The sequence below is a fragment of the Rhizobium cauense genome (genome assembly GCF_019511525.1).
Taxonomy (GTDB): domain Bacteria; phylum Pseudomonadota; class Alphaproteobacteria; order Rhizobiales; family Rhizobiaceae; genus Rhizobium; species Rhizobium cauense.
The window spans coordinates 190,171-211,239 of record NZ_JAEUAT010000001.1 but is presented as its reverse complement, the minus strand read 5'-3'; the positions used below and the strand labels follow the sequence as shown (position 1 = coordinate 211,239).

The window sequence follows — 21,069 nt, the reverse complement described above, 5'->3', positions numbered from 1 at the left end:
GCATTTCAGCTCTGCACGATCAAAGTCGCGATTTTTTCAGAAAGGCTATTGCAATCCCTCAAAGGACCCTTTAGAGAACCGCCCACGCAAGCGGTTTGACCGCTTCCGGCACGCACCCGTAGCTCAGCTGGATAGAGCACCAGACTACGAATCTGGGGGTCAGGAGTTCGAATCTCTTCGGGTGCGCCATTTCTCTTCAGGCCTCATCAAGAACCGCAGAAAAAGCGCTACGTTCGGTGTAGCGTTCTGACATTCAGTCTCCGCTGCGACCGTGGAATCAAGCTGTCATGGCCGGTGGCTGAAGCGGGCGATTTGCGCGTCCTTCATCAGGCTGCGGAAGTTGGCTCCGCTGACATGCACCAATGTTCGGTGGTCGCCGCCTTCAAAATAGACGTCGCTGGCGTTACCGAGGCTTTCGTCGAGAATCACAGGCATGTCGTAGGCTGGGCCTATCGGCGGGACCGCGCCGATGTCGCAATCGGCGAAAAGCAACGAGACCTCATCCTCTGACGCGAGGCCAAGGCGCTTGTTCATCACCTCTTGCAACGTCGAGAGTTCGATCCGGTGCGTGCTTGGCACAACGGCCAGCACATAGCCCATTTCATGGTGCACGACCACGGATTTGGCCAGTCTGCCGCCCGGAACATGAGCCGCCTGCGCGGCCTGACTTGTTGTTGCGGTTCGATGATGGTCGAGGGTCTCGTAGGCGATACCCTCTCCATCGATATAGGTCTGAAGTTTCCTTGCGATCGTCATCTTGGCGCCCCTCAAGTTGCGTGGTGAGCCATGGAGGGCATTCTCCTCTCATCACCTGCGAAGTCAACGGCGAATGGAGGGAGGCGCAGGCTCCCCCGTGCTCGACGGCGATTGATGACGCGCGGTTCGGTTGGTCTAGGCGGATGCTTCGAGAGCGCCGCGCATGGCCAGGGCCTCGTTCGTCGAGACGACAGACGCGTAGGCGAAGGCGAGGGCAGCCATGAACGCTGCATGCACCTGCGCGGCCGGGACAGTAGTTCCGCGGAAATCGAGGTCGCGTGTTGCGCAGGCATCGTGGATGACCGTCACTTTGTAGCCGAAGTCGCTGGCGGCCCGCGTAACCGCGTCGACGCACATGTGGCTCATGCTGCCGACGACGGTGACATCCTCGATTCCGCTGCCGTCCAGTGCCGCTTTCAGATCTGTTTCACGGAACGCGTTGACATGGTTCTTGACGATGACGGTCTCGCCGGGGCGGCTTCGCACTTTGGCGTGAATCTGCGCCCCTTCTGATCCGGCCACGAAGAAGGCGGCATCCTCCCCAAGCGACTCATGCCTGATATGGACGATGAGGTCGCCTGCTTCCCGGGCCGCGGCGATGACGCGTGCTGCGTTGTCGGCAGCCGTTTCCACACCGCTCAGTGGCCACTTCCCGTTCGGAAAATAGTCGTTCTGAATGTCGACGACGATCAGGGCTCGCTTGGTCATGTCCTTTTATCCTTTTGCTCATTGCGGCTGGCACCGGCCACCGATGGACAAGCTACCTCCGAACCGGCATCGTGTGGACTGGCGAAATTGACATTATCAGGGTCAGAATTGACAAATGAGCGAGACCATCGCGTCCACCGAGATCGGCATCCTGCTTTATCCGAATGTGCAGATGTCGGCGGTCCTCGGGCTCACCGATCTCTTCAACCTGGCGAGCCGTTTTTCCCTCGCGCGGCAGCTACCGGGCGCGACTGGCCTGCGCGTCAGCCATTGGCGATGGGCAGACGCCTCCGCAACGGTGGAGCGTGTCGACGACACGGCGCCGGAGGCGCCCGGATCGCCGACGGCGCTGATCCTGCCGCCAAGCTTCGGCGACCCGATGACATCGGAGGAGGCCGGTCCGCTGGCGCGCTGGCTTCGCGAGCGCCACTTCGAGGGCGCGACGCTGACTTCCGTCTGTGCCGGCGCGTTCCTCCTCGCCGAAACGGGGGTCCTGTCGCACCGGATGGCGACGACCCACTGGGTCTATTCCGGACTGCTGGCGGAGCGGTTTCCGGACGTGCGTGTCGATACCGACAAACTGATCATCGACGATGGCGATGTAATCACCGCTGGCGGATTGATGGCCTGGACCGACCTCGGCCTCAGGCTGGTCGACAGATTGCTGGGATCGGCCATCATGTTTGAGACGGCGCGCTTCCTCCTTGTCGATCCGCCGGGGAGGGAGCAGCGCTACTACACCAGCTTCTCGCCGCGACTGAACCACGGCGACGCGCAGATTCTCAAGGTGCAGCACTGGTTGCAGGCAACCGGCGCCCGCGACGTAACGCTGGCGGCCATGGCAGAGCGCGCCCGCCTGGAAGAACGGACGTTTCTGCGCCGGTTCCGGAAGGCAACGGGCCTTCGACCGACCGAATATTGTCAGCATTTGCGGGTCGGCAAGGCGCGCGAAATGCTCGAGGTCTCGAACAACACCATCGCCCAGATAGCCGTCGCGGCCGGATATGAAGACATCGGCGCGTTCCGCAAGGTGTTTCAGAAGGTCACCGGCCTGTCGCCGGGCGATTATCGAAACCGTTTCGGTCTAGCCGGGCGCGCATGATCCTTGATCTGTTCAAGGTTCGCGGCTCGGTTCGCTAGCCTGGCGCAATATTGCATGGTGAAGGTGGGAATCGGCGCCGTACCCAGAACGGCGATTCATGAGCTATGCCCGGAGGGAACATGCCTGGTACTATGGTGCGAGCGTTTGCGTTGTGCGGAGCCGTTGCGGCGCTTGCCGGCTGCGTCGCCGATGCGCCGATGCTCGTACCCGTCGCAGCCCCGCTCGACCCGCCGCTCAACCCGCCAGCTGTCGCGCACCATATCTGCGTTACGGATGGAAACTTCATGTACCGCGAGGCGAAGCGGCAGTATGAACTGCGTGCCAGAATCGGTCGCTATGCGATCGATCCGGCCCAGCAGGAGGCGAATGCCGGAGCCGCCGCACGCAGGCAGTATGTCACCTGCCTGTCGAGCCAGGGGTACCGAATGATCGATGACCGACAGATTGTGGTTTGGCGATAGGCTCAATGGGCGTTTGCCATCCCGGGTAGGTCAAGCCCTACGGACTTTGCCTCGCGCGGTCCAAGGAGCGCATGGGAGAATGCAAGCGTATTTTCGCCTTCCTGGAAGTAGTCTCGCGGCTCGCGCGTCAGTACGGAAAGGACGGCATGTGCGGTGCCATGCCAGTTTGCCATGAGGTCATGCGACTCGAAGACGATGAGGGGCGTTTCGTTGGCCCAAGCGGTATTGCTTCGGAAGAGGTTCACTTCGCTCCCTTCGATGTCGATCTTCACTATAAGCAGTTTTCCGCGCGGAATGGCGGACAGGAGATCGGGTATGGTTACCGTCTCCACCTCTCCCGTCGCATTTTCGACGGTCTGCCAAGACCAATGGCCGTGGCCGGGGTTATGAAGGGTGATGCGGCCCTTCTGATCGGATATCCCCGCCTGTAGCGGGCGAATGTTTAGCCTATTGCCTGCGTTCCGACACAGTACCGAATAGTTCTCCGGCTCAGGCTCCACGGCGACAACAATGGCTTCCGGAAAGACGTGCGAATACCAGATGGACGCAAGGCCGGAATTCGCCCCACAGTCGATGATGACCGGTGTGTCGCCAGCATCAATGGTCGCTTGGTAATGGCGGAACAATGCCTCCGCATGGGCGGGGCTTCTTATGGCGTATTCTTGTTCGACAAATACCTGATTGAGAACGCCCCAGTCCGTGGATCGGGGCCGCAGGAAAACATCGCCCTCGACTTCCGGGAGCCGGATTCTTTTGACCTCATTGCTGTTCCGCGTACTCTGTCGATGCAGGTAAACAGACAGCGCTGTCCGCAACCCCCAGCGTGACTGGAGTGAGTTGATCGTTTGCAGATGCCACAACATCACACCATGCCGTCCTGCCGTGAGAAATCAGCTGGAGTATTGCGTCAAACAAGCAGTGCGAGAAGATAGCTTATAGCGGTAAAGTCCTAACCCGAATGCAACCGTGCCCGGACGTTCCATCAAACAGGGCGCCCGGATCCCGACTCTGCTGCAGCGATCGCGCAAACCTCAAGGCCGCTGAAGCATCGGCGGTGAGGAAAAAGGACCAGAAAATGCGGAAATTCCACGGCGAAAGGAACCGTTGCAGGTAGGTCCATGCACGCTCTCATCACGCTCAGTCGCAGGCTATCACGAGTGCAGGAAGTCGCGTGTGATTGCGGAACTTTGCTACGTAAGAACGCATTTTTCCGGGGTAAATCCGAAAGGAGGGTTTATCATGAGAACGTCTAGGTTCGCTTCTTCCCTGTCGGCAAGCGCTCTTCTGGTGCTTGCATCCGTCACTTTCGCCGACGCGGCGCCGGTGCCGCGGGAACCTCCTCTCCCGAGTGCCTCGAGTGTCGAGACAGTGCAATACAGGCAGCAGGCCGGTTATCTGAACGGCTATCGGGGTTCACGCACCGAGCGCGCCGGCACCCGCCGTGCCTCGGATGGCTACTGGTATCCGTTGGCGGCGTTTCGTGTCGATCCCGGTACGACCGGTTCGATCGGTGCGCAGCCGCGACCGATGCAGCGGCATCCGTATTGCCAAAACACGTTCGGCGGCACCAATGGCGATGGCAGCATGCCATGCGACAATGGCTATTGATTAATGAGCCGCAGGAAGGCGGGACGGTCACCGTCCTACCTTCCGCTTTCCCGAATCGTGGTTCGAGCTCGGTCGTCGATATACGGCTGATGCGCGAGAGCGCGAACAGCCTCTTCGGAGAGCCGCCACCTGCCCGATCGGCCTGTAATTGCTGAAAAAATTGACCGATCGATTAAAAATGCCGCAAAAAGAGGCTGGGCTAGTGGCGAAGCTATGCGCTCACCGCATTGCTGCGTTGCGGTAATCTCCCTATTCCTGATCGAAACAATAGGCTATCTATTATCTCGAAGGAAGCGCACTCCTCCTCCCAGCGCTCCCTTCATCGGACTGGCAACACTCCTCCTCCCAGTTGTCGGTCAGGATCAAGAGCCCGGTGCACCTCCTCCCGCACCGGGCTCTTTTCTGTTTTAGCCTCCTATTCCAGAACAATCGTCGCTGTCCAAGCTATTGCTGGCCACGATAGAGTGCGTCCAGCGAACGCTGCAGCTCGGCGTCGGAACGCTTCGGCCGTGTGAAATTTGCCGTAGGCAATTCCCGATGATCTGATATATCACGTCGATAGAGGCAGCATTCTTGCTGCCGGGTGGCATTATATCTGCGTGGTTGCGTCACGCGACACAGGGAGTTGACAGATGAGATGGAAGCGCACGATCCAGCTTCTGGATGTTCACGCTGAAGGGGAGATCGGCAAGGTTGCGATCGGCGGTGTGCCGAAGATCCCTGGCAACACGGTGGCTGAACAGCTCAACTGGCTGAACACCGATCCCAAGGGCCAGGAACTCCGCCGCTTCCTCTGCCTGGAGCCACGCGGTGCGCCGATCGGATCCGTCAACCTGCTGCTGCCGCCGAAGCACCCGGACGCCGATGCGGCCTTCATCATCCTGCAGCCCGATCAGGCGCATGCAAGCTCCGGTTCGAACTCGATCTGCGTCACGACGGCTTTGCTGGAATCCGGCATCGTCGAGATGAAGGAGCCAGAAACCATCGTCACGCTGGAAACGGCGGCCGGCCTCGTCAAGGCGACCGCGACCTGCCGCGACGGGCGTTGCGAGGAGGTCAAGCTCACCATGGTGCCTTCCTTCGTGCATGAACTGGACGTGGAGATCGACACGCCAAACTGGGGCAAGATCACGGTCGATCTTTGCTATGGCGGCATCTTCTATGCGCTGGTCGATGTCGGACAGATCAACCTGACGATCGAAAAGGCCAATGCTGCTGCGCTCGTGCAGGCCGGTATGGTGCTGAAGGAACTGATCAACCGCAGCATCGAGGTTGTTCATCCGGAAATTCCGGCGATCTCGGGCGTTGCCTATGTCATGTTCCGCGACCTCGAGGCGGATGGCACGGTTCGCACCTGCACCACCATGTGGCCGGGCCGCGCCGATCGCTCGCCCTGCGGCACAGGCAATTCCGCCAACCTCGCGGCGCGGCACGCGCGCGGCCAGGCGAAGGTCGGCGATGTCTTCAAGTCGCGTTCGATCATCGGTTCGGAATTCGAAGTGGGATTGCTGGCGGAAACCGAAGTTGCCGGCCGCGCCGCCATCATCCCGACCATTGCCGGGCGTGGTTTCACCTTCGGCCTTTCGCAGGTCGCGCTCGACCCCTTCGATCCGCATCCGGGCGGCTTTGCATTGACGGATGTCTGGGGGCCTTTGGCGGGCGAGATCTGACGCTCAGTAAGTGAAGGGGTCGACCTCTGCCTTTTCAACGGCGTGGTCGCCCACCCGCTCGGGGTAGATGACGCCCTTGCGCAGGATGATGTTGGCGTAAAGCCGCGGTTCGCTGGTCTGGATCACGGCATGGGCCGCCCGCACGCGATTGTAGAAATCGGCACCGACGAGTGGCACCACTTGTCGGTGCGGCTCGTGGCGGGCGCAGCAGTCGACCATCTCCTCATGCACAGGGTCAAGTTTGTCGCGTTCGGCCTTGACGGTCGAGCGGAAGATCGCGTCCGGCACGAAATCGTCGATCGGCAGGACGCTCAAGACGGCGTCGAGAACGGGCACGATGCCATGGCCATCGAGGCGGATCAGCCGCCGCGCGTGCTCGACACCGGGATAGTTGCCGTCGACGATCGCGATCTCATCACCATGCCCCATGGCACGCAGCGTCGAAAGCAACTCGGGGCTCAGAAGTGGGTTAAGTCCCTTCAGCATATTCGACCTCCTTGAATAGAACATTCTGGTCCGTGAGGTAACGTGCGAAGATCGGCAGGCTGGCGCCGCCGATGGCGCGCGCATGGGCGCCAACCGCGCCCTCGATGATATCGGGCATGACAACGCCCTGAAGGTCGAGCAGGTCCGCCTCGCGGATCGTCGCCTGCACAATGCGTTCGCGAACCCATCCGGGAAAGCCGCCGTCGATGACAGCCGCACTGAAGTCGATGATCGAGGCGGCGGCGACGATTGCCTGTGCGAGCGCTTTGGCGGTGTCCTCGATCCATGTCTCGAGAGGCTCGCCGAAGTCGATCCAGTCGTCTGCCGAATACCAGAGCGGCTGCGGGTCGATGCCGCGTTCGCGCAGCATGTTCTCAAGAACGAAGATCGAGGCAACTTCCAGCAGCTGCAGTGTTTCGCCGTTCTTGCCGCGGACGGGAAGCGGGCCGATGGCTCCGGCCGTGCCTGTGCGGCCGGAAAAGATCGCCGAATTGAGAACGATGCCGCCGCCGATGAAGGAGCCGATGAAGAAATAGACGAAATCAGGGTAGGACGGTCCGATGCCGAACACGAGTTCGGCGCCGCAGGCGCTTGTGGCGTCATTCTGCAGGTAGACAGGGTAGGGAACGCGGGCGGCAATCTCCGCATGGAGATCGAAATCGCGCCAGACATCCATGGCGCCCTTCGGCGAACCGACTTCTTCTTCCCAGTTCCAGAGTTCGAATGGGGCAGCGATGCCGATGCCGGCAATGCGGCTGCGCTGCTTCTCGTCCAGTCGACTTTCAAGCTCGCGGATGCCCGAAGTGATGAAATCCAGGAAAACCTGCGGTAGCGGATAGGCGTAGGTCTGGTGAAGCTGCAGGCGGATATTGCCCAGGAAATCCATCAGCACCAGGTCAGCACTGCGCCGGCCCATCTTCACGCCAAACGAGTAAACGGCATCGGGGTTGAGCCGCATCGGAATGGACGGCTGGCCGACGCGGCCGCGCACAGGCTCGCCGCGAGAAAGCAGCCCTTCCTTCTCCAGCGCCCGCATGATGACGGAAACCGTCTGCGCCGAAAGACCGGTTCGGCGTGCGATATCAGCCTTCGACTGGGAGCCGTAGAGGCGCACCAGCGACAGCACGAGCCGCTCGTTGTAGGCGCGCACCCTGATCTGGTTCGCGCCTCCGGCCGGACTCAAAATAGGCGGTTGGGCCGGCGTTTGCACCGGACCGTCCAAAGACGACATAGCCACTCCTCCCGTCTCTTGGCCTATGCCCTATTTTTACCAAGCATGCCATATCGAATTAATAATTCAATTGGATTTATTTATTGACAAGGCGATTTCTTTCGCTCTTAATTGCCCTCGTCAAACGGCACGGAACGGCTTGGAGGAGGCCGCCGGCGAGACTGCAGCGGTTCTCGTGCCTGTCAATTCCGATACCGCCATGGGGCGGGTCGGCCAATCTCTGGGAGGAGTAAATGAAGAAATCAGTGCTTTCCGCCGCGCTCGGCGCGCTTGCTCTCGGTGTCGCCTTCTCGGCGCCGGCAATGGCTGCGGATGTTTCCGCGTGCCTCATCACCAAGACCGACACCAACCCATTCTTCGTCAAGATGAAGGAAGGCGCGACCGCCAAGGCCAAGGAACTGGGTGTGACGCTCAAGTCCTACGCAGGCAAGATCGATGGTGACAGCGAAAGCCAGGTTGCCGCGATCGAAAGCTGCATCGCCGACGGCGCGAAGGGCATCCTGATCACGGCATCCGATACGAAGGGCATCGTCCCGTCGGTCAAGAAGGCCCGCGATGCTGGCTTGCTGGTCATTGCGCTCGACACCCCGCTCGATCCGGCTGACGCTGCCGACGCAACCTTCGCAACCGACAACCTGCTCGCCGGCAAGCTTATTGGCCAGTGGGCCAAGGAAACGCTCGGCGACAAGGCAAAGGATGCCAAGGTTGGCTTCCTCGACTTGACGCCATCGCAGCCGACCGTCGACGTTCTGCGTGACCAGGGCTTCATGATGGGCTTCGGCATCGACACCAAGGACCCGAACAAGATCGGCGATGAGGACGATCCGCGCATCGTCGGTCACGACGTGACGAACGGTAACGAGGAAGGCGGCCGCAAGGCCATGGAAAACCTTCTGCAGAAGGATCCGAGCATCAACGTCATTCACACGATCAACGAGCCGGCTGCTGTCGGCGCCTACCAGGCCCTCAAGGCTGTCGGCATGGAAAAGAACGTTCTAATCGTCTCGGTTGACGGCGGTTGCCCGGGCGTTCAGTCCGTGAAGGACGGCGTTATCGGCGCCACCTCCCAGCAGTATCCGCTGCTGATGGCGTCGCTCGGCATCGAGGCAATTAAGAAGTTCGCCGACAGCGGTGAGAAGCCGAAGCCGACCGAAGGCAAGTCCTTCTTCGACACCGGCGTTTCGCTGGTGACCGACAAGCCGGTTTCGGGCCTCGAGTCGATCGACACGAAGGTCGGCACCGACAAGTGCTGGGGCTAATTTCCACGACATAACTTACCGCCGGCCGGGGCTTGATCCTCGGCCGGTTTCGACCGACCATAGCTGCTGTCTCGGAAGCCGGCGAACAAAGACCGGAGTGATATGGGGCAGGGCTTCCGTGCGCGGTTTGGCGCGAAAACGGAGGAGAAACAATGACCGGAGCACAGGAATTCGAACGGGTGCTTGACGGCAGCGACAAGAATGTCGCGTCGTTCGAGCATCAAGCCGTCCCATTTGTGAAGCGTGCGCAGCACTTCCTGCACTCGACACCGGCCGCAGTGCCGCTGATCGTGCTGGTGCTGTCGATCATCATCTTCGGTATAGCGATTGGTGGGCGGTTCTTCTCGTCCTACACGCTGACGCTTATCCTCCAGCAGATCGCCATCGTCGGTATTCTCGGCGCTGCGCAGACACTGGTTATCCTGACGGCGGGCATCGATCTCTCGATCGGCGTGATCATGGTCATTTCGGCCGTCATCATGGGCAACGTTGCCGTCACCTATGGCATTCCCACGCCAATCGCCGTGCTTGCCGGCATGCTCGCTGGCGGCCTTTGTGGTTTGCTGAACGGCTTCCTCGTTGCCTTCATGAAGTTGCCACCGTTCATCGTGACGCTCGGTACCTGGAATATCGTCATGGCGACGAACTTCATCTATTCCGCCAACGAAACGATCCGCGACACCGATGTCGACGCACAGGCACCGCTGCTGCATTTCTTCGCAATCAGCTTCAGGCTTGGCAACGCCGTTCTGACCCTCGGGGTCATTGCCATGGTGCTGCTTGTCCTTGCGCTCTGGTATATCCTCAATCACACGGCCTGGGGCCGTCACGTCTATGCCGTCGGCGATGATCCGGAAGCGGCAAAGCTTTCAGGTATCCAGACCAAGAGCGTCCTGCTCACGGTTTACACTGTTTCGGGCGTCATTGCCGCCTTCGCAGCCTGGGTCTCGATCGGCCGCAACGGCTCGATCTCCCCCTCGTCCGCGGTGACGGACTATAACCTGCAGGCGATCACGGCAACCGTGATCGGCGGGATCTCGCTCTTCGGCGGCCGCGGCTCAATCCTTGGCACCCTGTTCGGCGCGATGATCGTCGGCGTGGTCTCGATGGGCCTCAACATGCTCGGCGCCGATCCGCAATGGAAGGTGTTGCTCACCGGCGTGCTCATCATTGCCGCAGTCGCGATCGACCAGTGGATCAGAAAGGTGTCGGTGTAATATGGCGAACGAACCTCTTCTCTCGGCACGCGGCCTGGTCAAGCGCTACGGACGCGTCACCGCACTCGATCACGCCGATTTCGATCTTTATCCCGGCGAAATCCTCGCCGTGATCGGCGACAACGGCGCCGGCAAATCGTCGCTCATCAAGGCGATCTCAGGCGCGATCAGTCCCGATGAGGGCGAGATCACGCTGGAGGGCAAACCGGTCCACTTCAAGTCGCCGATGGAGGCGCGCGAAGCGGGCATCGAGACGGTGTATCAGAACCTCGCGCTTTCGCCGGCGCTATCGATCGCCGACAACATGTTCCTCGGTCGCGAGATCCGGCGGCCGGGTATTCTCGGCAGCTGGTTCCGCATGCTCGATCGCCCGGAAATGGAAAATCGCGCACGAACCAAGCTGACCGAGCTTGGCCTGATGACCATCCAGAACATCAATCAGGCCGTCGAAACCCTTTCGGGTGGCCAACGCCAGGGCGTGGCGGTGGCGCGGGCGGCTGCCTTCGGATCGAAGGTCGTCATCATGGACGAGCCGACGGCGGCCCTCGGCGTCAAGGAAAGCCGCAAGGTGTTGGAGCTGATCCTCGACGTACGCTCGCGCGGCTTGCCGATCGTTCTGATCTCGCACAATATGCCGCACGTCTTCGAGGTTGCCGACCGCATCCACATTCACAGGCTCGGTCGTCGCCTCACGGTTATCAATCCGAAGGAATACACGATGTCCGATGCCGTCGCCTTCATGACCGGCGCCAAGGCCGCCCCGACGGAGCCGGTCGCTGCATGAGCGCAACGATTGACGAGATCGCCGGCGATGTCATCGGCCGCGCCGGCGATGTGAGACGCTTCCTGATTGCCATCGCCGGCCCGCCCGGCGCTGGCAAGTCCACAATGGCGGACAACCTCGCCGATGCCCTCAAGGCGAGGGGAGAGACGGCCGAGGTCCTGCCGATGGACGGTTTCCATATGGACAATGCCATCCTCATCGAACGTGGCCTGCTTGCCCGCAAGGGCATTCCCGAGACTTTCGATGTCCGTGGCTTCCTCGATATCATCAGGGCCGTTCGTCCGGCGGATCAGGAAGTGCTTATTCCGGTCTTCGATCGTTCCCGCGAGCTAGCCATCGCTTCGGCGCGCGTTGTATCGCCGGAGCATCGCTTCATCATCGTCGAGGGCAACTATCTGCTCTTCAGCCTGGGAAAATGGGCCGAACTCGAGGGCATCTTCGACTACTCGGTCATGCTGGCGCCGCCGATCGAGGTGCTGGAAGAGCGGCTGTGGGAGCGCTGGCGTGGCTACAAGCTCAGTGAAGAGGAAGCCAGCGCGAAGGTCTATGGCAACGATCTGCCCAATGGCCGCTTGATCCTCGGCAATCGCCGCAGGGCGGATGTCACCCTCGAAATAGCCTGAGGCTGTCTCCGCTCGAGGCTGAAGCGCAAGCCTTGCGGCGTCAGAAGAATCGTTGCAGGTTCGTCCTTATGCAACTTCTGCTTTGTTGCGGAACGTTTGGGCATGGAGGGAGAGCGCATGAGCTTCACTGAAGCAGTCTCGTCAGTCTTCTCTAAGTATGCCGTTTTCAGCGGCCGCGCCGGGCGGCCGGAATTCTGGTGGTTTGCACTCTTTAATGTCATTGCTTCGTTGATCCTTGCCTTTCTCGACAAAGCCCTCTTCGGCTACGAGATACTTGGCGCCATCTACGGTCTTGTTGTGCTGCTTCCCGGCCTGGGCGTGGCGGTCCGCCGCCTGCACGATATCGATCGCTCAGGCTGGTGGCTACTTGTCGGCCTTATCCCGCTTGTCGGCTGGATCGTGCTTCTCGTCTGGTATCTCACGCGCGGCACCGCAGGTCCAAACCAGTACGGCATACCGTCCTGAAGCAGGCAAAGTGTTTGCCATGCCCCGCGTTCGGGTGATAATGCGCAGGGCTGAACCTTATAGGCCAGCCCGCGGAGTTTCAGCGCATGCAATCGATCACCATCCGTCGTCCCGATGATTGGCACCTGCACCTGCGTGACGGCGCCATGCTGGAAGGTGTGATCGGCGATACCAGCCGCGACTTCGCCCGCGCGATCATCATGCCGAACCTCGTGCCGCCGGTGGTCACCACAGCCGATGCCGAAGCCTATCGCGGCCGCATCATGGCGGCATTGCCCAAGGGCGATACGTTCCAGCCGCTGATGACGCTCTACCTGACGGAGCACACCAATCCTGACGATGTCGAGGCCGGCAGAAAGAGCGGGCTGATCACGGCGGTGAAGCTTTACCCGGCCGGCGCCACCACCAACTCGCATGGCGGCGTGCGCGATATCGAAAAGGCAATGCCGGTGCTGGAGCGGATGGCGAAGATCGGCCTGCCGCTCTGCGTCCACGGCGAGGTCACAACGCCTGACGTCGACATATTCGATCGCGAGGCAGTGTTTATCGAAACCGTGCTCGACCCGTTGCGCAAGCGTCTGCCCGAGCTGAAGGTGACGATGGAACACGTCACCACCAAGGACGGCATCGATTATATCAAGTCGGCGAAGAGCAACCTCGCAGGCTCGATTACGACGCATCACCTGATCATCAACCGCAACGCCATCCTCGTCGGCGGCATTCGGCCGCATTATTATTGCCTGCCGGTCGCCAAGCGGGAGAACCATCGCCTTGCATTGCGCGCCGCTGCAACGAGCGGCGATCCGCGCTTCTTCCTGGGCACGGATTCCGCACCGCATGTGGATCCCTTGAAGGAATGTGCCTGTGGCTGCGCCGGGATCTACACCTCGATCAACACGATGAGCTGCCTTGCGCACGTCTTTGAACAGGACGAAGCGCTCGACAAGCTTGAAGCTTTCGCGTCGTTGAATGGACCCGCCTGGTATGGTCTTCCTGTCAATGAGGAAAGAATAACGCTCGTCAGACGCAATGAGCCGGTGAGCTTTCCCGCCAAGATCGAAACCGGTGCCGGCCCCGTTACGGTTTTCGATCCAATGTTCCCGCTCCATTGGGATGTCCAGCGGTAAGGATATTCTGGCATCACGCAATTTTTACTGCTGCTTTTCTTAAGGCGCGGCATCGATATGCTATGCCCGCCTCATTGTTGATTTGAATGCATGACTTTTTAACGAAATAGGTAAGACATTCGTCATCGCTGGGCCGTAGGCTTCGCACGAATGAGGGGCGTGGCAGTTGTCGCGATTTTTAGAGCATGACGCTTGATTACAATTCCCTATTGATGGCGCTTGCCGTCTCGGCGACGTGTCTTGCCGTGACGCTGCTGGGCAGCTGGTTTGCACGACGCACCGAGACGTTCCTTCTGACCGGCACGCTCGGGCTTGTTCTCATCGTCAGCGGCATCCTCGCCTACAGCCTCTATGTTGATCATCCGGTGACGGCGTTCGCCGTCGTCTCCTTCGTGCTTTTCCACTCCGGCTTTGCTGCACTCTGGGGAGGCGGCAGCCAGTTTCTTACCGGCAGGCTGCCGCGTCGCGCCACCGTCGCCTGCGCCGCCACGGCAATGATCGTTTCCATACCGCCGTTGCTGATCGGTTATGATGGCCTTGCGTTCATTGCCCAGAACACGGCAATCGCCGCGATGCTCTTCGGCACCGCCTATCAATATTGGCGGGCGCGGGCCGAGGCGCCGGTGCCCTTGACCGGAATTACCGCGCTCTACTGCCTGACAGCGATATCGTTCGTGCTGTGTGCCGGTGTCCTGATCGCGGACGGCAAGATGGTGCTGGGCGTCGCGCCAAGCAACTGGGCGGAGGACCTCAGCATCGCGGTCTGCATCGCCAGCATGACAGGTATCGGCGCACTGTCGCTGGCGCTCCACCAGTGGCGGCTTGCCGCGCGCCACCGGTTGGATGCCATCACGGATCCGCTGACCGGTCTCCTCAATCGACGCGCGCTGTTTGATCGCTACGGGAAGGGCACGATGGGGCCGGGGACCGCAGTGCTGGTCTTCGATCTCGATCATTTTAAATCCATAAACGACACTTTCGGCCACGCTAGCGGCGATCGCGTGCTCAAGGTCTTCGCAGCCGAACTGTCCGCCAACTGCCGGGCCGGAGACACCGCCGCACGCCTTGGTGGCGAAGAGTTTGCTCTTGTGTTGAAGGAGACCGTGCCAGGCCGTGCCGAAAAGGTGGCCGAGCGTATCCGCAAGGCCTTCGCCGGCCGCGAGATCTATCTCGAGGGCGAGAGCCGCAGATGTACTGTCAGCGTCGGCGTTGCGCCGGGACGCTCGACGCCGATGGAACTCGACACCATGCTGAGTTCTGCCGACAAGGCGCTCTATACCGCCAAGCGCGCAGGCCGTAACCGCATCGAGCTCGCAGGCCATCTCCACGCCGTTCCCGTGGGCGCAGCGCGCACGGGCTCTTGATCGAGCCACTCGCTTCTTCTATTGTCACCCTCGGCCGGATGCGGCCAGCCGCCCCGCGGCGCGAAAGCGCGATGGTGAATGCATCCAGATACATCCTTCACATCCCTTGCCGTTTGGCGATTGATGGCGAACGGGTCAGCAGACGCGGGCACTGATCATCCTGTTTGCCGCCAACGGAAGGAATGAACCATGCGCGATTTTCGTGACGCAAAACTCATGGCGAAAGCCCTGCGGCAAGCCTTGGCTGCCCGCGACGTAGACCTCACACACAGCGAAACCCTCGAGATCGTGGCCCGGCAGTTCGGGTTCGATCAGTGGAACATTCTCTCGGCGAAGCTCGATGAGCAGCAGGCGGACGCCCCGGCGATTGCCATTCAGCCGCCGATCCCGATCTTCCGCATCTTCGATGTCGACAAGACGAAAGAATTCTATTGCGGCTTTCTTGGCTTCGCGCTCGACTGGGAGCATCGTTTTGGCGACCATTTTCCGCTCTATTGCCAGGTATCGAGAAGCGGCATGATCCTGCATCTCAGCGAGCATTCCGGTGATGCCAGCCCCGGCGCTCGCGCCTTCATCCCGGTCACCGGCGTGCGTGCCTTCCAGGCGGAGCTTGCGGGTAAGCAGTATCGCTACATGAAGCCCGGCCTGCACGAAGCACCCTGGGGCCTCGAAATGGAGGTCATCGATCCCTTCAACAACCGGCTGACCTTCTGCGAACGGACGTAAGGCTGCGGGCGGGAGGATCACCCTCCCGCCTTTTTTCAGATCAGCATCAGGGCGCGCACGAAGGCTATCGAGGCGAGCAGGGAAGCGATCGTCCTGACATGGTTCCACCACGTCCAGTCCCTGAGATAGCTCGTCCAGAGCGCGGTCGCCTCCGCGCCGTTGCCGCTGACCTTCGCCAGCGCGTCGTTCATAGGCACGTTGAAGACGATGGTGGAAAGGAAGGACGCAAAGAGATAAAGCGCCGCTCCCGCCAGCATCCAGGCGCTAGTGCCACCACGCCAGTAGAAGAACGCGCAGGCAGCGATCACGAGACACAGGACTGCGGTTGGCACGAAAAGCAGCATGAAGGGTGAGCGCACGATCGTGACGTTGACGGAGTTCATCGCCGCTATGCCCTGTTCGGCGGGGATACGGGCGAAGGACGTCATGATAAATGTCGAGAAGGCAAAGAAGATGCCCGCGACAAGGCCGCTGCCGATCGCGGCGGCGGTGAGGGCGACAATGAGAACAAGCGTCACGATCATATCCTCCATGTCCCGTTGATTGCGACATCGCGGGCATACGCGCCGAAGTCCCTGGCGGGGCGACCAAGAATGTCCGCAACACCATTCGTCACTAGTGAATTCCGACCGTCGAGGACTTGTGTGAACAGCTCCCCGAGCAGCTCGATCACGCCTTCGGGCAGGTCGGCGTCGCCGAGCGTCTCCTTGAACTCCGCCATGGAGATCTGCCCATAGGCGATGTCTCTGCCACATGCGGCAGAGATCTCGGCGACCGCTTCACGGAATGTCAGCGCACGGGGGCCGGTCAGTTCGTAGGTCTTTCCCATATGGCGGGGATCGGTCAAAGCGGCAACCGCTGCATCGGCGATATCGGCCGCGTCGATGAATGGTTCCCTCACATCGCCTGCCGGAAGTGCCAGTTCGCCGGCTGCGATTTGCTCGGCAAAGGCGCCCTCGCTGAAGTTCTGGCAGAACCACGATGCCCGCAGGATGGTGAAACCGATACCGGAGGCCTTGAGCGCTTCCTCCGCGCGTTGAGCGCCTTCCTCACCACGGCCCGACAACAACACGATATGCGAAAGGCCGCAGCCGATGGCCGTTCTGGCGAGCGCGTCGATAGCGTCGGCGGCCCACGAGACGGAAAGGTCTGGCTGAAAGCTGACATAGGCGCTGTTTGCACCGGCCAGTGCGGCGGGCCAGTCGTTGCGCTTTTCCCAATCGAAGGGGTGAGCGCTGGAACGTGAAGCAAAGCGGAAGTCTAGGCCTTTCCTCGTCAGGCGGTCTGCGATGCGACTGCCTGTCTTGCCTGCGCCGCCGATGAGAACGATTGCGGAATTCTGCATGTGAACACTCCTCCAATCAAAATAAGAGAAAGTCTCTTATTTGCCAAATGAGATAAACTCTCTTATTTTGTTCGTCAATCGGAAAATGGAGAACGCAATGGCCGAAGAGGTTGCCGTCAGGCGCAGGAGGCAGCAGGAGCCGACCGGACAGCCACGGCGGATTCCTCAGCAGAAGCGGGGCCGGGAGCGCTTCGAGAAGATCCTTTCGGTCGCCCTGGAATTGATCGAGAAGAACGGCAGCGATGCTCTGAAGATGAGCGAAATCGTTGAAAAGGCCGAGTTATCGTTTGGGGCGCTCTACCAATACTTCCCGGACAAGAGCTCGATCATCCGCACACTTGCCGAGCGCTTCAATGAGCAGGGCAGGGCTTGTGTGGCCGCCGAACTTGCAATGGTGACGGATGCCACGACGCTGCGGCAGGCGCTCTGCAACATCGCCGATCAGTATTACGGCTACTTCCGTCAAGAGCCCGTCATGCGGGACATATGGGTTGCAACGCAGGCGGATCGACTGCTGCAGGAGGTCGACGCGGAGGACATGGAGTTTCATGCCCAGGCGCTGTTCGGCCGGCTGGAAAAGCTGGAACCGGAACGGAACAAGGAAGAGCTTCTCGCCATCGCCAGGCTGACAATGCAGATATTGGCTGCTGCCGTCCGCTACGCGATTTCGCTCGATGATGAAAAGGGGCGGACGGCGATCGGGCTCTATCAGCGGATGCTGCCCGGCGATATCGCCCGCCTCGCCTGAGCGCTAGGCCTTGATGCGCCTGTCCCGGATTGAGGGCGCGACGTCGGAGTGGACCCGGTTGCGCCCCGCATTCTTGGCGGTGTAGAGCTTGCGGTCGGCTTCTGTCAGCATCGTCTTCAGCGTTTCGCTGGCTGGATCACCGCGATACACGCCGAAACTTGCCGTGACGCGGCCCTTCGGTAGCGGGCTAACCGTCTTCCCCTCGAGTTGGCCGCGCAGGCGGTCGGCAATTGTGATCGCCGCGTCGAGATCGGTCCGTGGCAGCACGAGGCAGAACTCTTCGCCGCCAATCCGCGCTGCGATGTCGTATGGACGCAGGCAATGCTGGATTGTGGCGCCAGCCATCATCAGCACTTGGTCGCCGACGTCATGGCCGAACTGGTCGTTGATTTGTTTGAAGTGATCGAGATCGAAAACGACGACGGAGATCGGCGTACGCTCGCGCTGCGCCCGGTTGACTTCCAGCGAGGCGATCTCCTTCAGCCAGCGGCGGTTGCCAAGGCCGGTCAGAACATCCGTCGTCGCTTGCCGGCGCAGTTGTGACAGAGTGGCATCGAGTTCGCCGATCAGAACGGAGATGCCGTTGGTGACGATCCCGACTTCATCCCTGCGAGAGCTGTGCACCAGTTTCACGGTCCCGGTGGAACGATAGGCCTCCACGACGTTTGCCACCTGATGAAGCGGCCTGATTAGTTGCCATAGGCAGGCAAGGCAGAAGATTGTGCCGACGAGTGTCGCGGCAAGGACGAGCAACAGGATGGGCAAGGCCTCGCTGCGAAAGCCGGTGACAAGATAGGCGACGAGTGCGAGCAGCGGCACATGTGTGGACAAGAAGCAGATCGAAAAGATCTTGACGGTCAATGACGAGCTGAATTTCTCGCGGACGTCGGACAGGCTCAGGTTCATTCCGGATTTCCTCTGATGTCTCTTGGGCACGGAAAATGGCTTCGGAGGCCCAACCGGATTCTTAAGGAAATCGTTAGGATTTGACCGTTTCTGATCGTCTCCATGCCTGTCGCGGCGGTAAGTACCAGAAACGAAAGAGGAATTGCCAAGTATCTGAAACTCAACGCGTATTGAAGTTCAACTCATAGTAATATTCGTACAAAATCGCAAAAGTTTTGATAGTCGAACCGTACTCGCCTCTGACGCGATTTAGCTGTTCGGCAATCGCTGAATTCAGGCCGGCAAGAAGCTGCGCACCACAAAATATCCGATTGCCCCAAACGCGACCGCCACCGCCGATGCGATGCCAAGCGCCACGCCATATTCTCGCCGGCCCGCGGTAAACGCGAGCGCCACCTTCGTGATCATATTGACCGCGACGGCGATCAGAATGACATCCGCTGCGGTCCTGACGCTGACTGCCGACCCGACGAGACGTGCGGTGGAGAGCGTGATTGCATCGACATCGACGAAGCCTGAAATTGCTCCCACGACGAACAGCGCGGATGGGCCGACATACTCGATCGCGATTTTCGACACCAGGCTGATGAGACCGAGCAGCAACGCGAAAGAGATTACGGTCTGTAGGTCGAACGGGTTCTTCAGCCTGATCTCCGGCGCCTGCGTCGCAGTCTCGGAGCGCCATACCGAAAACAGGGCTGTGGCCAGGAAGCCAATGATCGCCGGGACGAGCGCGGACGCAAGCGGCACAAACATGCTGAAGGAAAGAGCGCTGGCAATGACCAGCACACGCGCGAAGGAGAGGGCGCCGGCAATGGCCGCGCCGGCTGCCAGATGCCGCGCGCCCTGGGGTGCCTCCGTCGAATAGCGAGCGAATGAGAGCGTCAACGCTGTGGACGAGACGAGCCCACCGGCGGCACCCGCAAGCAGCACGCCACGGTTTGTGCCCATCAAACGGATCGCCACATAGCCGGCGAAGGAGAGGGCAGCGATGGTGATGGTCAGAAGCCAGAGCGAATAGGGGTTGAGCGCTCCCCACGGATCGAGCGTCCTGTCGGGCAGCAGCGGCAACGCGATCACAGTCATGGCCAGCAGCATCAGTGCGGAGCGGAGCTCCACCCAGGTGAGCCCCTCCAGAAAGCCGTGCAGGCTCGTTCGTGCAGCAAGCACGACGGTCATCGCAACGGCGCCGGCACTGGCGGTGATGAGATCGCCGACGGCAGCCAGCACGCCCAGCGCGAACACCGCGAGTGCTGCAACGATCGAGGTGATACCGTAGTCCTTGTCCTCGATTGCCTCCTGCCATTTGCCGGCGATATAGACGAAGCCGAGCAGGGCGGCGATCGTTGCCGGCAGGAACGGACCGGTCAGCGGCTGCAAGGTGCCGACGACGCCACCGAGAAAGCCGGTGAGGCCGAAGGTGCGAATGCCGGCGGTCCGCCCACCGGCGCGCACCTCGCGTTCCGTCCAGCCGCGCTCGACGCCGACGAGCAGACCGATGGCAAGCGCAACGCCGAGACGGCGGAAGACTTCGATATGTTCCATATCAGCCACGATATCGATGCCGTGATGCCAAGCAAGCGCAAACATCTGAAACCATTGGCGCATTCCGGCCATGGCAACCGGACGGTCAGCTTTTCCAGGGCCGAGCGGCGTGGGCCCTTGATCTTTCTGCGAATGGAAACGCTGGCTGTTCTGGAAAACTGCCGCGCTTGCTGCTATTGGCCCGTAGATTTGACCAAAGGAGAGAGCGATGATCCAGACGACATTCACCGACCGTGCCGTGATGGCGGAACTCGTGGCGAAGATGCTCTGGGAGATCAAGGCGGTGCACTTCAATGCCGCACAGCCCTACAAGTTCGCCTCCGGCATGGCGAGCCCGGTCTATATCGACTGCCGCAAGCTGCTTTCCTTTCCGCGCGTCCGCTCGACGGTAATGGATTTTGCCGCGAGCGTCGTGCTGCGCGAAGCCGGTTTCGAGCAGTTCGATTGCATCGCCGGCGGTGAGACCGCGGGCATCCCCTTTGCCGCGCTGCTCGCCGATCGCCTCAGCCTGCCGATGATCTATGTCCGCAAGCAGCCGAAGGGTCATGGCCGCAACGCACAGATCGAAGGCAACATGCCTGAAGGTTCGCGCGTCCTCGTCATCGAGGACCTGACGACAGCCGGCGGCAGCATGTTCAAGTTCATCGATGCCGTCCGGGCCGCCGGTGGCTGGGTCGATCACGGTATCGCCCTGTTCTACTACGGCATTTTCGATGAAGGTGCGCTGCGTTTTGCCGATGGCAAGGTGAAGCTGCACTACATTGCCACCTGGCGCGATGTGCTGGCCGTCGCCAAGGCTCAGAAGCTGTTCGACGAGAAGACCCTGAGCGAAGTCGAAGCCTTCCTCGATGCGCCGCTCGCCTGGTCCGGACGCAACGGCGGCATTTCATCACTTTGAATGAAGAATTGCGTCGCGGCGCTTTGCTTTTGCCACGAAA

The 21,069-nt window shown here is 60.7% G+C and carries 23 protein-coding genes and 1 tRNA gene; 15 read left to right on the top strand and 9 right to left on the bottom strand.

All coding sequences use genetic code 11. The features are described 5' to 3' along the window. Positions 1-112 precede the first annotated feature (112 nt). A tRNA-Arg gene (locus tag JNB88_RS01065) sits at positions 113-189 on the top strand. Positions 190-285: 96 nt separating this feature from the next. Here JNB88_RS01065 and JNB88_RS01060 read toward each other — a convergent pair. Together JNB88_RS01060 and JNB88_RS01055 are read right to left on the bottom strand one after the other, a co-directional pair. After that, positions 286-756, bottom strand: coding sequence for an aminoacyl-tRNA deacylase (locus JNB88_RS01060; protein WP_037130362.1), 471 nt, complete (start codon positions 754-756; stop codon positions 286-288). Between the two features lie 135 nt (positions 757-891). Continuing rightward, positions 892-1,464: a cysteine hydrolase family protein gene (locus JNB88_RS01055; protein ID WP_220353940.1), complete on the bottom strand. Its 573-nt coding sequence runs from the start codon at positions 1,462-1,464 to the stop codon at positions 892-894. Between the two features lie 115 nt (positions 1,465-1,579). On the opposite strand from JNB88_RS01055, the gene JNB88_RS01050 reads away from it, so the two are divergent. Next, the gene (locus JNB88_RS01050) at positions 1,580-2,566 is read left to right on the top strand and encodes a GlxA family transcriptional regulator (RefSeq protein ID WP_220353939.1); all 987 of its coding nucleotides are present in this window, start codon (positions 1,580-1,582) and stop codon (positions 2,564-2,566) included. 119 nt (positions 2,567-2,685) lie between these two features. Continuing rightward, positions 2,686-3,027 carry a hypothetical protein gene (locus tag JNB88_RS01045; RefSeq protein ID WP_220353937.1) on the top strand — a complete coding sequence of 114 codons (342 nt, stop codon included), beginning with the start codon at positions 2,686-2,688 and terminating at the stop codon, positions 3,025-3,027. 2 nt (positions 3,028-3,029) lie between these two features. Here the strand turns inward: JNB88_RS01045 and JNB88_RS01040 are convergent, their stop codons facing one another. Beyond that, positions 3,030-3,890, bottom strand: coding sequence for an FkbM family methyltransferase (locus JNB88_RS01040; protein ID WP_220353936.1), 861 nt, complete (start codon positions 3,888-3,890; stop codon positions 3,030-3,032). 376 nt (positions 3,891-4,266) lie between these two features. Between JNB88_RS01040 and JNB88_RS01035 the strand changes: the two genes are divergently transcribed. Both JNB88_RS01035 and JNB88_RS01030 read left to right on the top strand, forming a co-directional pair. Continuing rightward, positions 4,267-4,635: a surface protein gene (locus JNB88_RS01035; protein ID WP_220353934.1), complete on the top strand. Its 369-nt coding sequence runs from the start codon at positions 4,267-4,269 to the stop codon at positions 4,633-4,635. A gap of 632 nt (positions 4,636-5,267) precedes the next feature. Beyond that, complete coding sequence (locus JNB88_RS01030; RefSeq protein WP_220353933.1) at positions 5,268-6,305, top strand: 4-hydroxyproline epimerase; 1,038 nt, start codon at positions 5,268-5,270, stop codon at positions 6,303-6,305. Between the two features lie 3 nt (positions 6,306-6,308). On the opposite strand, the gene JNB88_RS01025 is transcribed toward JNB88_RS01030, so the two are convergent. Beyond that, the gene (locus JNB88_RS01025) at positions 6,309-6,791 is read right to left on the bottom strand and encodes an RbsD/FucU family protein (RefSeq protein WP_037137981.1); all 483 of its coding nucleotides are present in this window, start codon (positions 6,789-6,791) and stop codon (positions 6,309-6,311) included. Next, entirely contained in the window at positions 6,775-8,022 is a 1,248-nt protein-coding gene (locus JNB88_RS01020; RefSeq protein ID WP_037137984.1) for an ROK family transcriptional regulator, read from the bottom strand. Before JNB88_RS01020 ends, JNB88_RS01025 begins: the two co-directional genes overlap by 17 nt. A 233-nt stretch (positions 8,023-8,255) precedes the next feature. Here JNB88_RS01020 and JNB88_RS01015 point away from each other — a divergent pair, with 233 nt between their 5' ends. From JNB88_RS01015 to JNB88_RS00980, 8 genes are all read left to right on the top strand, one after another. Next, complete coding sequence (locus tag JNB88_RS01015) at positions 8,256-9,281, top strand: sugar ABC transporter substrate-binding protein (protein WP_220353932.1); 1,026 nt, start codon at positions 8,256-8,258, stop codon at positions 9,279-9,281. 152 nt (positions 9,282-9,433) lie between these two features. Further along, positions 9,434-10,498: an ABC transporter permease gene (locus JNB88_RS01010; RefSeq protein ID WP_037137988.1), complete on the top strand. Its 1,065-nt coding sequence runs from the start codon at positions 9,434-9,436 to the stop codon at positions 10,496-10,498. 1 nt (position 10,499) lies between these two features. Further along, positions 10,500-11,282 (top strand): ATP-binding cassette domain-containing protein, encoded by a 783-nt coding sequence (locus JNB88_RS01005; protein ID WP_220353931.1) that lies wholly within the window; start codon positions 10,500-10,502, stop codon positions 11,280-11,282. Then, positions 11,279-11,905, top strand: a complete 627-nt coding sequence (locus JNB88_RS01000; RefSeq protein ID WP_037137992.1) for a nucleoside triphosphate hydrolase — start codon at positions 11,279-11,281, stop codon at positions 11,903-11,905. The genes JNB88_RS01005 and JNB88_RS01000 overlap by 4 nt, the downstream gene beginning before the upstream one ends. A gap of 117 nt (positions 11,906-12,022) precedes the next feature. Further along, the gene (locus JNB88_RS00995) at positions 12,023-12,370 is read left to right on the top strand and encodes a DUF805 domain-containing protein (protein ID WP_037137994.1); all 348 of its coding nucleotides are present in this window, start codon (positions 12,023-12,025) and stop codon (positions 12,368-12,370) included. Positions 12,371-12,456: 86 nt separating this feature from the next. Then, positions 12,457-13,497, top strand: coding sequence for a dihydroorotase (gene pyrC, locus JNB88_RS00990; protein WP_220353930.1), 1,041 nt, complete (start codon positions 12,457-12,459; stop codon positions 13,495-13,497). Positions 13,498-13,682: 185 nt separating this feature from the next. Continuing rightward, positions 13,683-14,861: a GGDEF domain-containing protein gene (locus JNB88_RS00985; protein ID WP_220353929.1), complete on the top strand. Its 1,179-nt coding sequence runs from the start codon at positions 13,683-13,685 to the stop codon at positions 14,859-14,861. A gap of 189 nt (positions 14,862-15,050) precedes the next feature. Then, on the top strand, positions 15,051-15,587 hold the full coding sequence (locus JNB88_RS00980) for a glyoxalase superfamily protein (protein WP_220353928.1): 537 nt from the start codon (positions 15,051-15,053) through the stop codon (positions 15,585-15,587). Positions 15,588-15,622: 35 nt separating this feature from the next. Here the strand turns inward: JNB88_RS00980 and JNB88_RS00975 are convergent, their stop codons facing one another. Beyond that, the gene (locus JNB88_RS00975) at positions 15,623-16,111 is read right to left on the bottom strand and encodes an anthrone oxygenase family protein (protein ID WP_420832157.1); all 489 of its coding nucleotides are present in this window, start codon (positions 16,109-16,111) and stop codon (positions 15,623-15,625) included. Next, positions 16,108-16,932: an NmrA family NAD(P)-binding protein gene (locus tag JNB88_RS00970; protein WP_220353925.1), complete on the bottom strand. Its 825-nt coding sequence runs from the start codon at positions 16,930-16,932 to the stop codon at positions 16,108-16,110. Before JNB88_RS00970 ends, JNB88_RS00975 begins: the two co-directional genes overlap by 4 nt. A gap of 97 nt (positions 16,933-17,029) precedes the next feature. Here JNB88_RS00970 and JNB88_RS00965 point away from each other — a divergent pair, with 97 nt between their 5' ends. Continuing rightward, complete coding sequence (locus tag JNB88_RS00965; protein WP_220353923.1) at positions 17,030-17,680, top strand: TetR/AcrR family transcriptional regulator; 651 nt, start codon at positions 17,030-17,032, stop codon at positions 17,678-17,680. Positions 17,681-17,683: 3 nt separating this feature from the next. Here the strand turns inward: JNB88_RS00965 and JNB88_RS00960 are convergent, their stop codons facing one another. Both JNB88_RS00960 and JNB88_RS00955 read right to left on the bottom strand, forming a co-directional pair. After that, on the bottom strand, positions 17,684-18,586 hold the full coding sequence (locus JNB88_RS00960; RefSeq protein ID WP_220353922.1) for a GGDEF domain-containing protein: 903 nt from the start codon (positions 18,584-18,586) through the stop codon (positions 17,684-17,686). A 273-nt stretch (positions 18,587-18,859) separates the two neighbouring features. Beyond that, on the bottom strand, positions 18,860-20,131 hold the full coding sequence (locus tag JNB88_RS00955; RefSeq protein WP_220354247.1) for an MgtC/SapB family protein: 1,272 nt from the start codon (positions 20,129-20,131) through the stop codon (positions 18,860-18,862). Between the two features lie 208 nt (positions 20,132-20,339). Here JNB88_RS00955 and JNB88_RS00950 point away from each other — a divergent pair, with 208 nt between their 5' ends. Further along, on the top strand, positions 20,340-21,029 hold the full coding sequence (locus JNB88_RS00950) for an orotate phosphoribosyltransferase (RefSeq protein ID WP_220353921.1): 690 nt from the start codon (positions 20,340-20,342) through the stop codon (positions 21,027-21,029). Positions 21,030-21,069 lie beyond the last annotated feature (40 nt).

Excerpts from the sequence above, each read along its gene's own strand:
- JNB88_RS01030 (WP_220353933.1), top strand. The coding sequence starts at position 5,268 with ATGAGATGGAAGCGCACGATCCAGCTTCTGGATGTTCACGCTGAAGGG.
- JNB88_RS01035 (WP_220353934.1), top strand. The coding sequence starts at position 4,267 with ATGAGAACGTCTAGGTTCGCTTCTTCCCTGTCGGCAAGCGCTCTTCTG.
- JNB88_RS01040 (WP_220353936.1), bottom strand. The coding sequence starts at position 3,890 with ATGTTGTGGCATCTGCAAACGATCAACTCACTCCAGTCACGCTGGGGG.
- JNB88_RS01050 (WP_220353939.1), top strand. The coding sequence starts at position 1,580 with ATGAGCGAGACCATCGCGTCCACCGAGATCGGCATCCTGCTTTATCCG.
- JNB88_RS01015 (WP_220353932.1), top strand. The coding sequence starts at position 8,256 with ATGAAGAAATCAGTGCTTTCCGCCGCGCTCGGCGCGCTTGCTCTCGGT.
- JNB88_RS00980 (WP_220353928.1), top strand. The coding sequence starts at position 15,051 with ATGCGCGATTTTCGTGACGCAAAACTCATGGCGAAAGCCCTGCGGCAA.
- JNB88_RS00950 (WP_220353921.1), top strand. The coding sequence starts at position 20,340 with ATGATCCAGACGACATTCACCGACCGTGCCGTGATGGCGGAACTCGTG.
- JNB88_RS00955 (WP_220354247.1), bottom strand. The coding sequence starts at position 20,131 with ATGGAACATATCGAAGTCTTCCGCCGTCTCGGCGTTGCGCTTGCCATC.
- pyrC (WP_220353930.1), top strand. The coding sequence starts at position 12,457 with ATGCAATCGATCACCATCCGTCGTCCCGATGATTGGCACCTGCACCTG.
- JNB88_RS01020 (WP_037137984.1), bottom strand. The coding sequence starts at position 8,022 with ATGTCGTCTTTGGACGGTCCGGTGCAAACGCCGGCCCAACCGCCTATT.
- JNB88_RS01005 (WP_220353931.1), top strand. The coding sequence starts at position 10,500 with ATGGCGAACGAACCTCTTCTCTCGGCACGCGGCCTGGTCAAGCGCTAC.
- JNB88_RS01025 (WP_037137981.1), bottom strand. The coding sequence starts at position 6,791 with ATGCTGAAGGGACTTAACCCACTTCTGAGCCCCGAGTTGCTTTCGACG.
- JNB88_RS01045 (WP_220353937.1), top strand. The coding sequence starts at position 2,686 with ATGCCTGGTACTATGGTGCGAGCGTTTGCGTTGTGCGGAGCCGTTGCG.
- JNB88_RS00995 (WP_037137994.1), top strand. The coding sequence starts at position 12,023 with ATGAGCTTCACTGAAGCAGTCTCGTCAGTCTTCTCTAAGTATGCCGTT.
- JNB88_RS01000 (WP_037137992.1), top strand. The coding sequence starts at position 11,279 with ATGAGCGCAACGATTGACGAGATCGCCGGCGATGTCATCGGCCGCGCC.
- JNB88_RS00970 (WP_220353925.1), bottom strand. The coding sequence starts at position 16,932 with ATGCAGAATTCCGCAATCGTTCTCATCGGCGGCGCAGGCAAGACAGGC.
- JNB88_RS01055 (WP_220353940.1), bottom strand. The coding sequence starts at position 1,464 with ATGACCAAGCGAGCCCTGATCGTCGTCGACATTCAGAACGACTATTTT.
- JNB88_RS00985 (WP_220353929.1), top strand. The coding sequence starts at position 13,683 with ATGACGCTTGATTACAATTCCCTATTGATGGCGCTTGCCGTCTCGGCG.
- JNB88_RS00960 (WP_220353922.1), bottom strand. The coding sequence starts at position 18,586 with ATGAACCTGAGCCTGTCCGACGTCCGCGAGAAATTCAGCTCGTCATTG.
- JNB88_RS01010 (WP_037137988.1), top strand. The coding sequence starts at position 9,434 with ATGACCGGAGCACAGGAATTCGAACGGGTGCTTGACGGCAGCGACAAG.
- JNB88_RS00965 (WP_220353923.1), top strand. The coding sequence starts at position 17,030 with ATGGCCGAAGAGGTTGCCGTCAGGCGCAGGAGGCAGCAGGAGCCGACC.
- JNB88_RS00975 (WP_420832157.1), bottom strand. The coding sequence starts at position 16,111 with ATGATCGTGACGCTTGTTCTCATTGTCGCCCTCACCGCCGCCGCGATC.
- JNB88_RS01060 (WP_037130362.1), bottom strand. The coding sequence starts at position 756 with ATGACGATCGCAAGGAAACTTCAGACCTATATCGATGGAGAGGGTATC.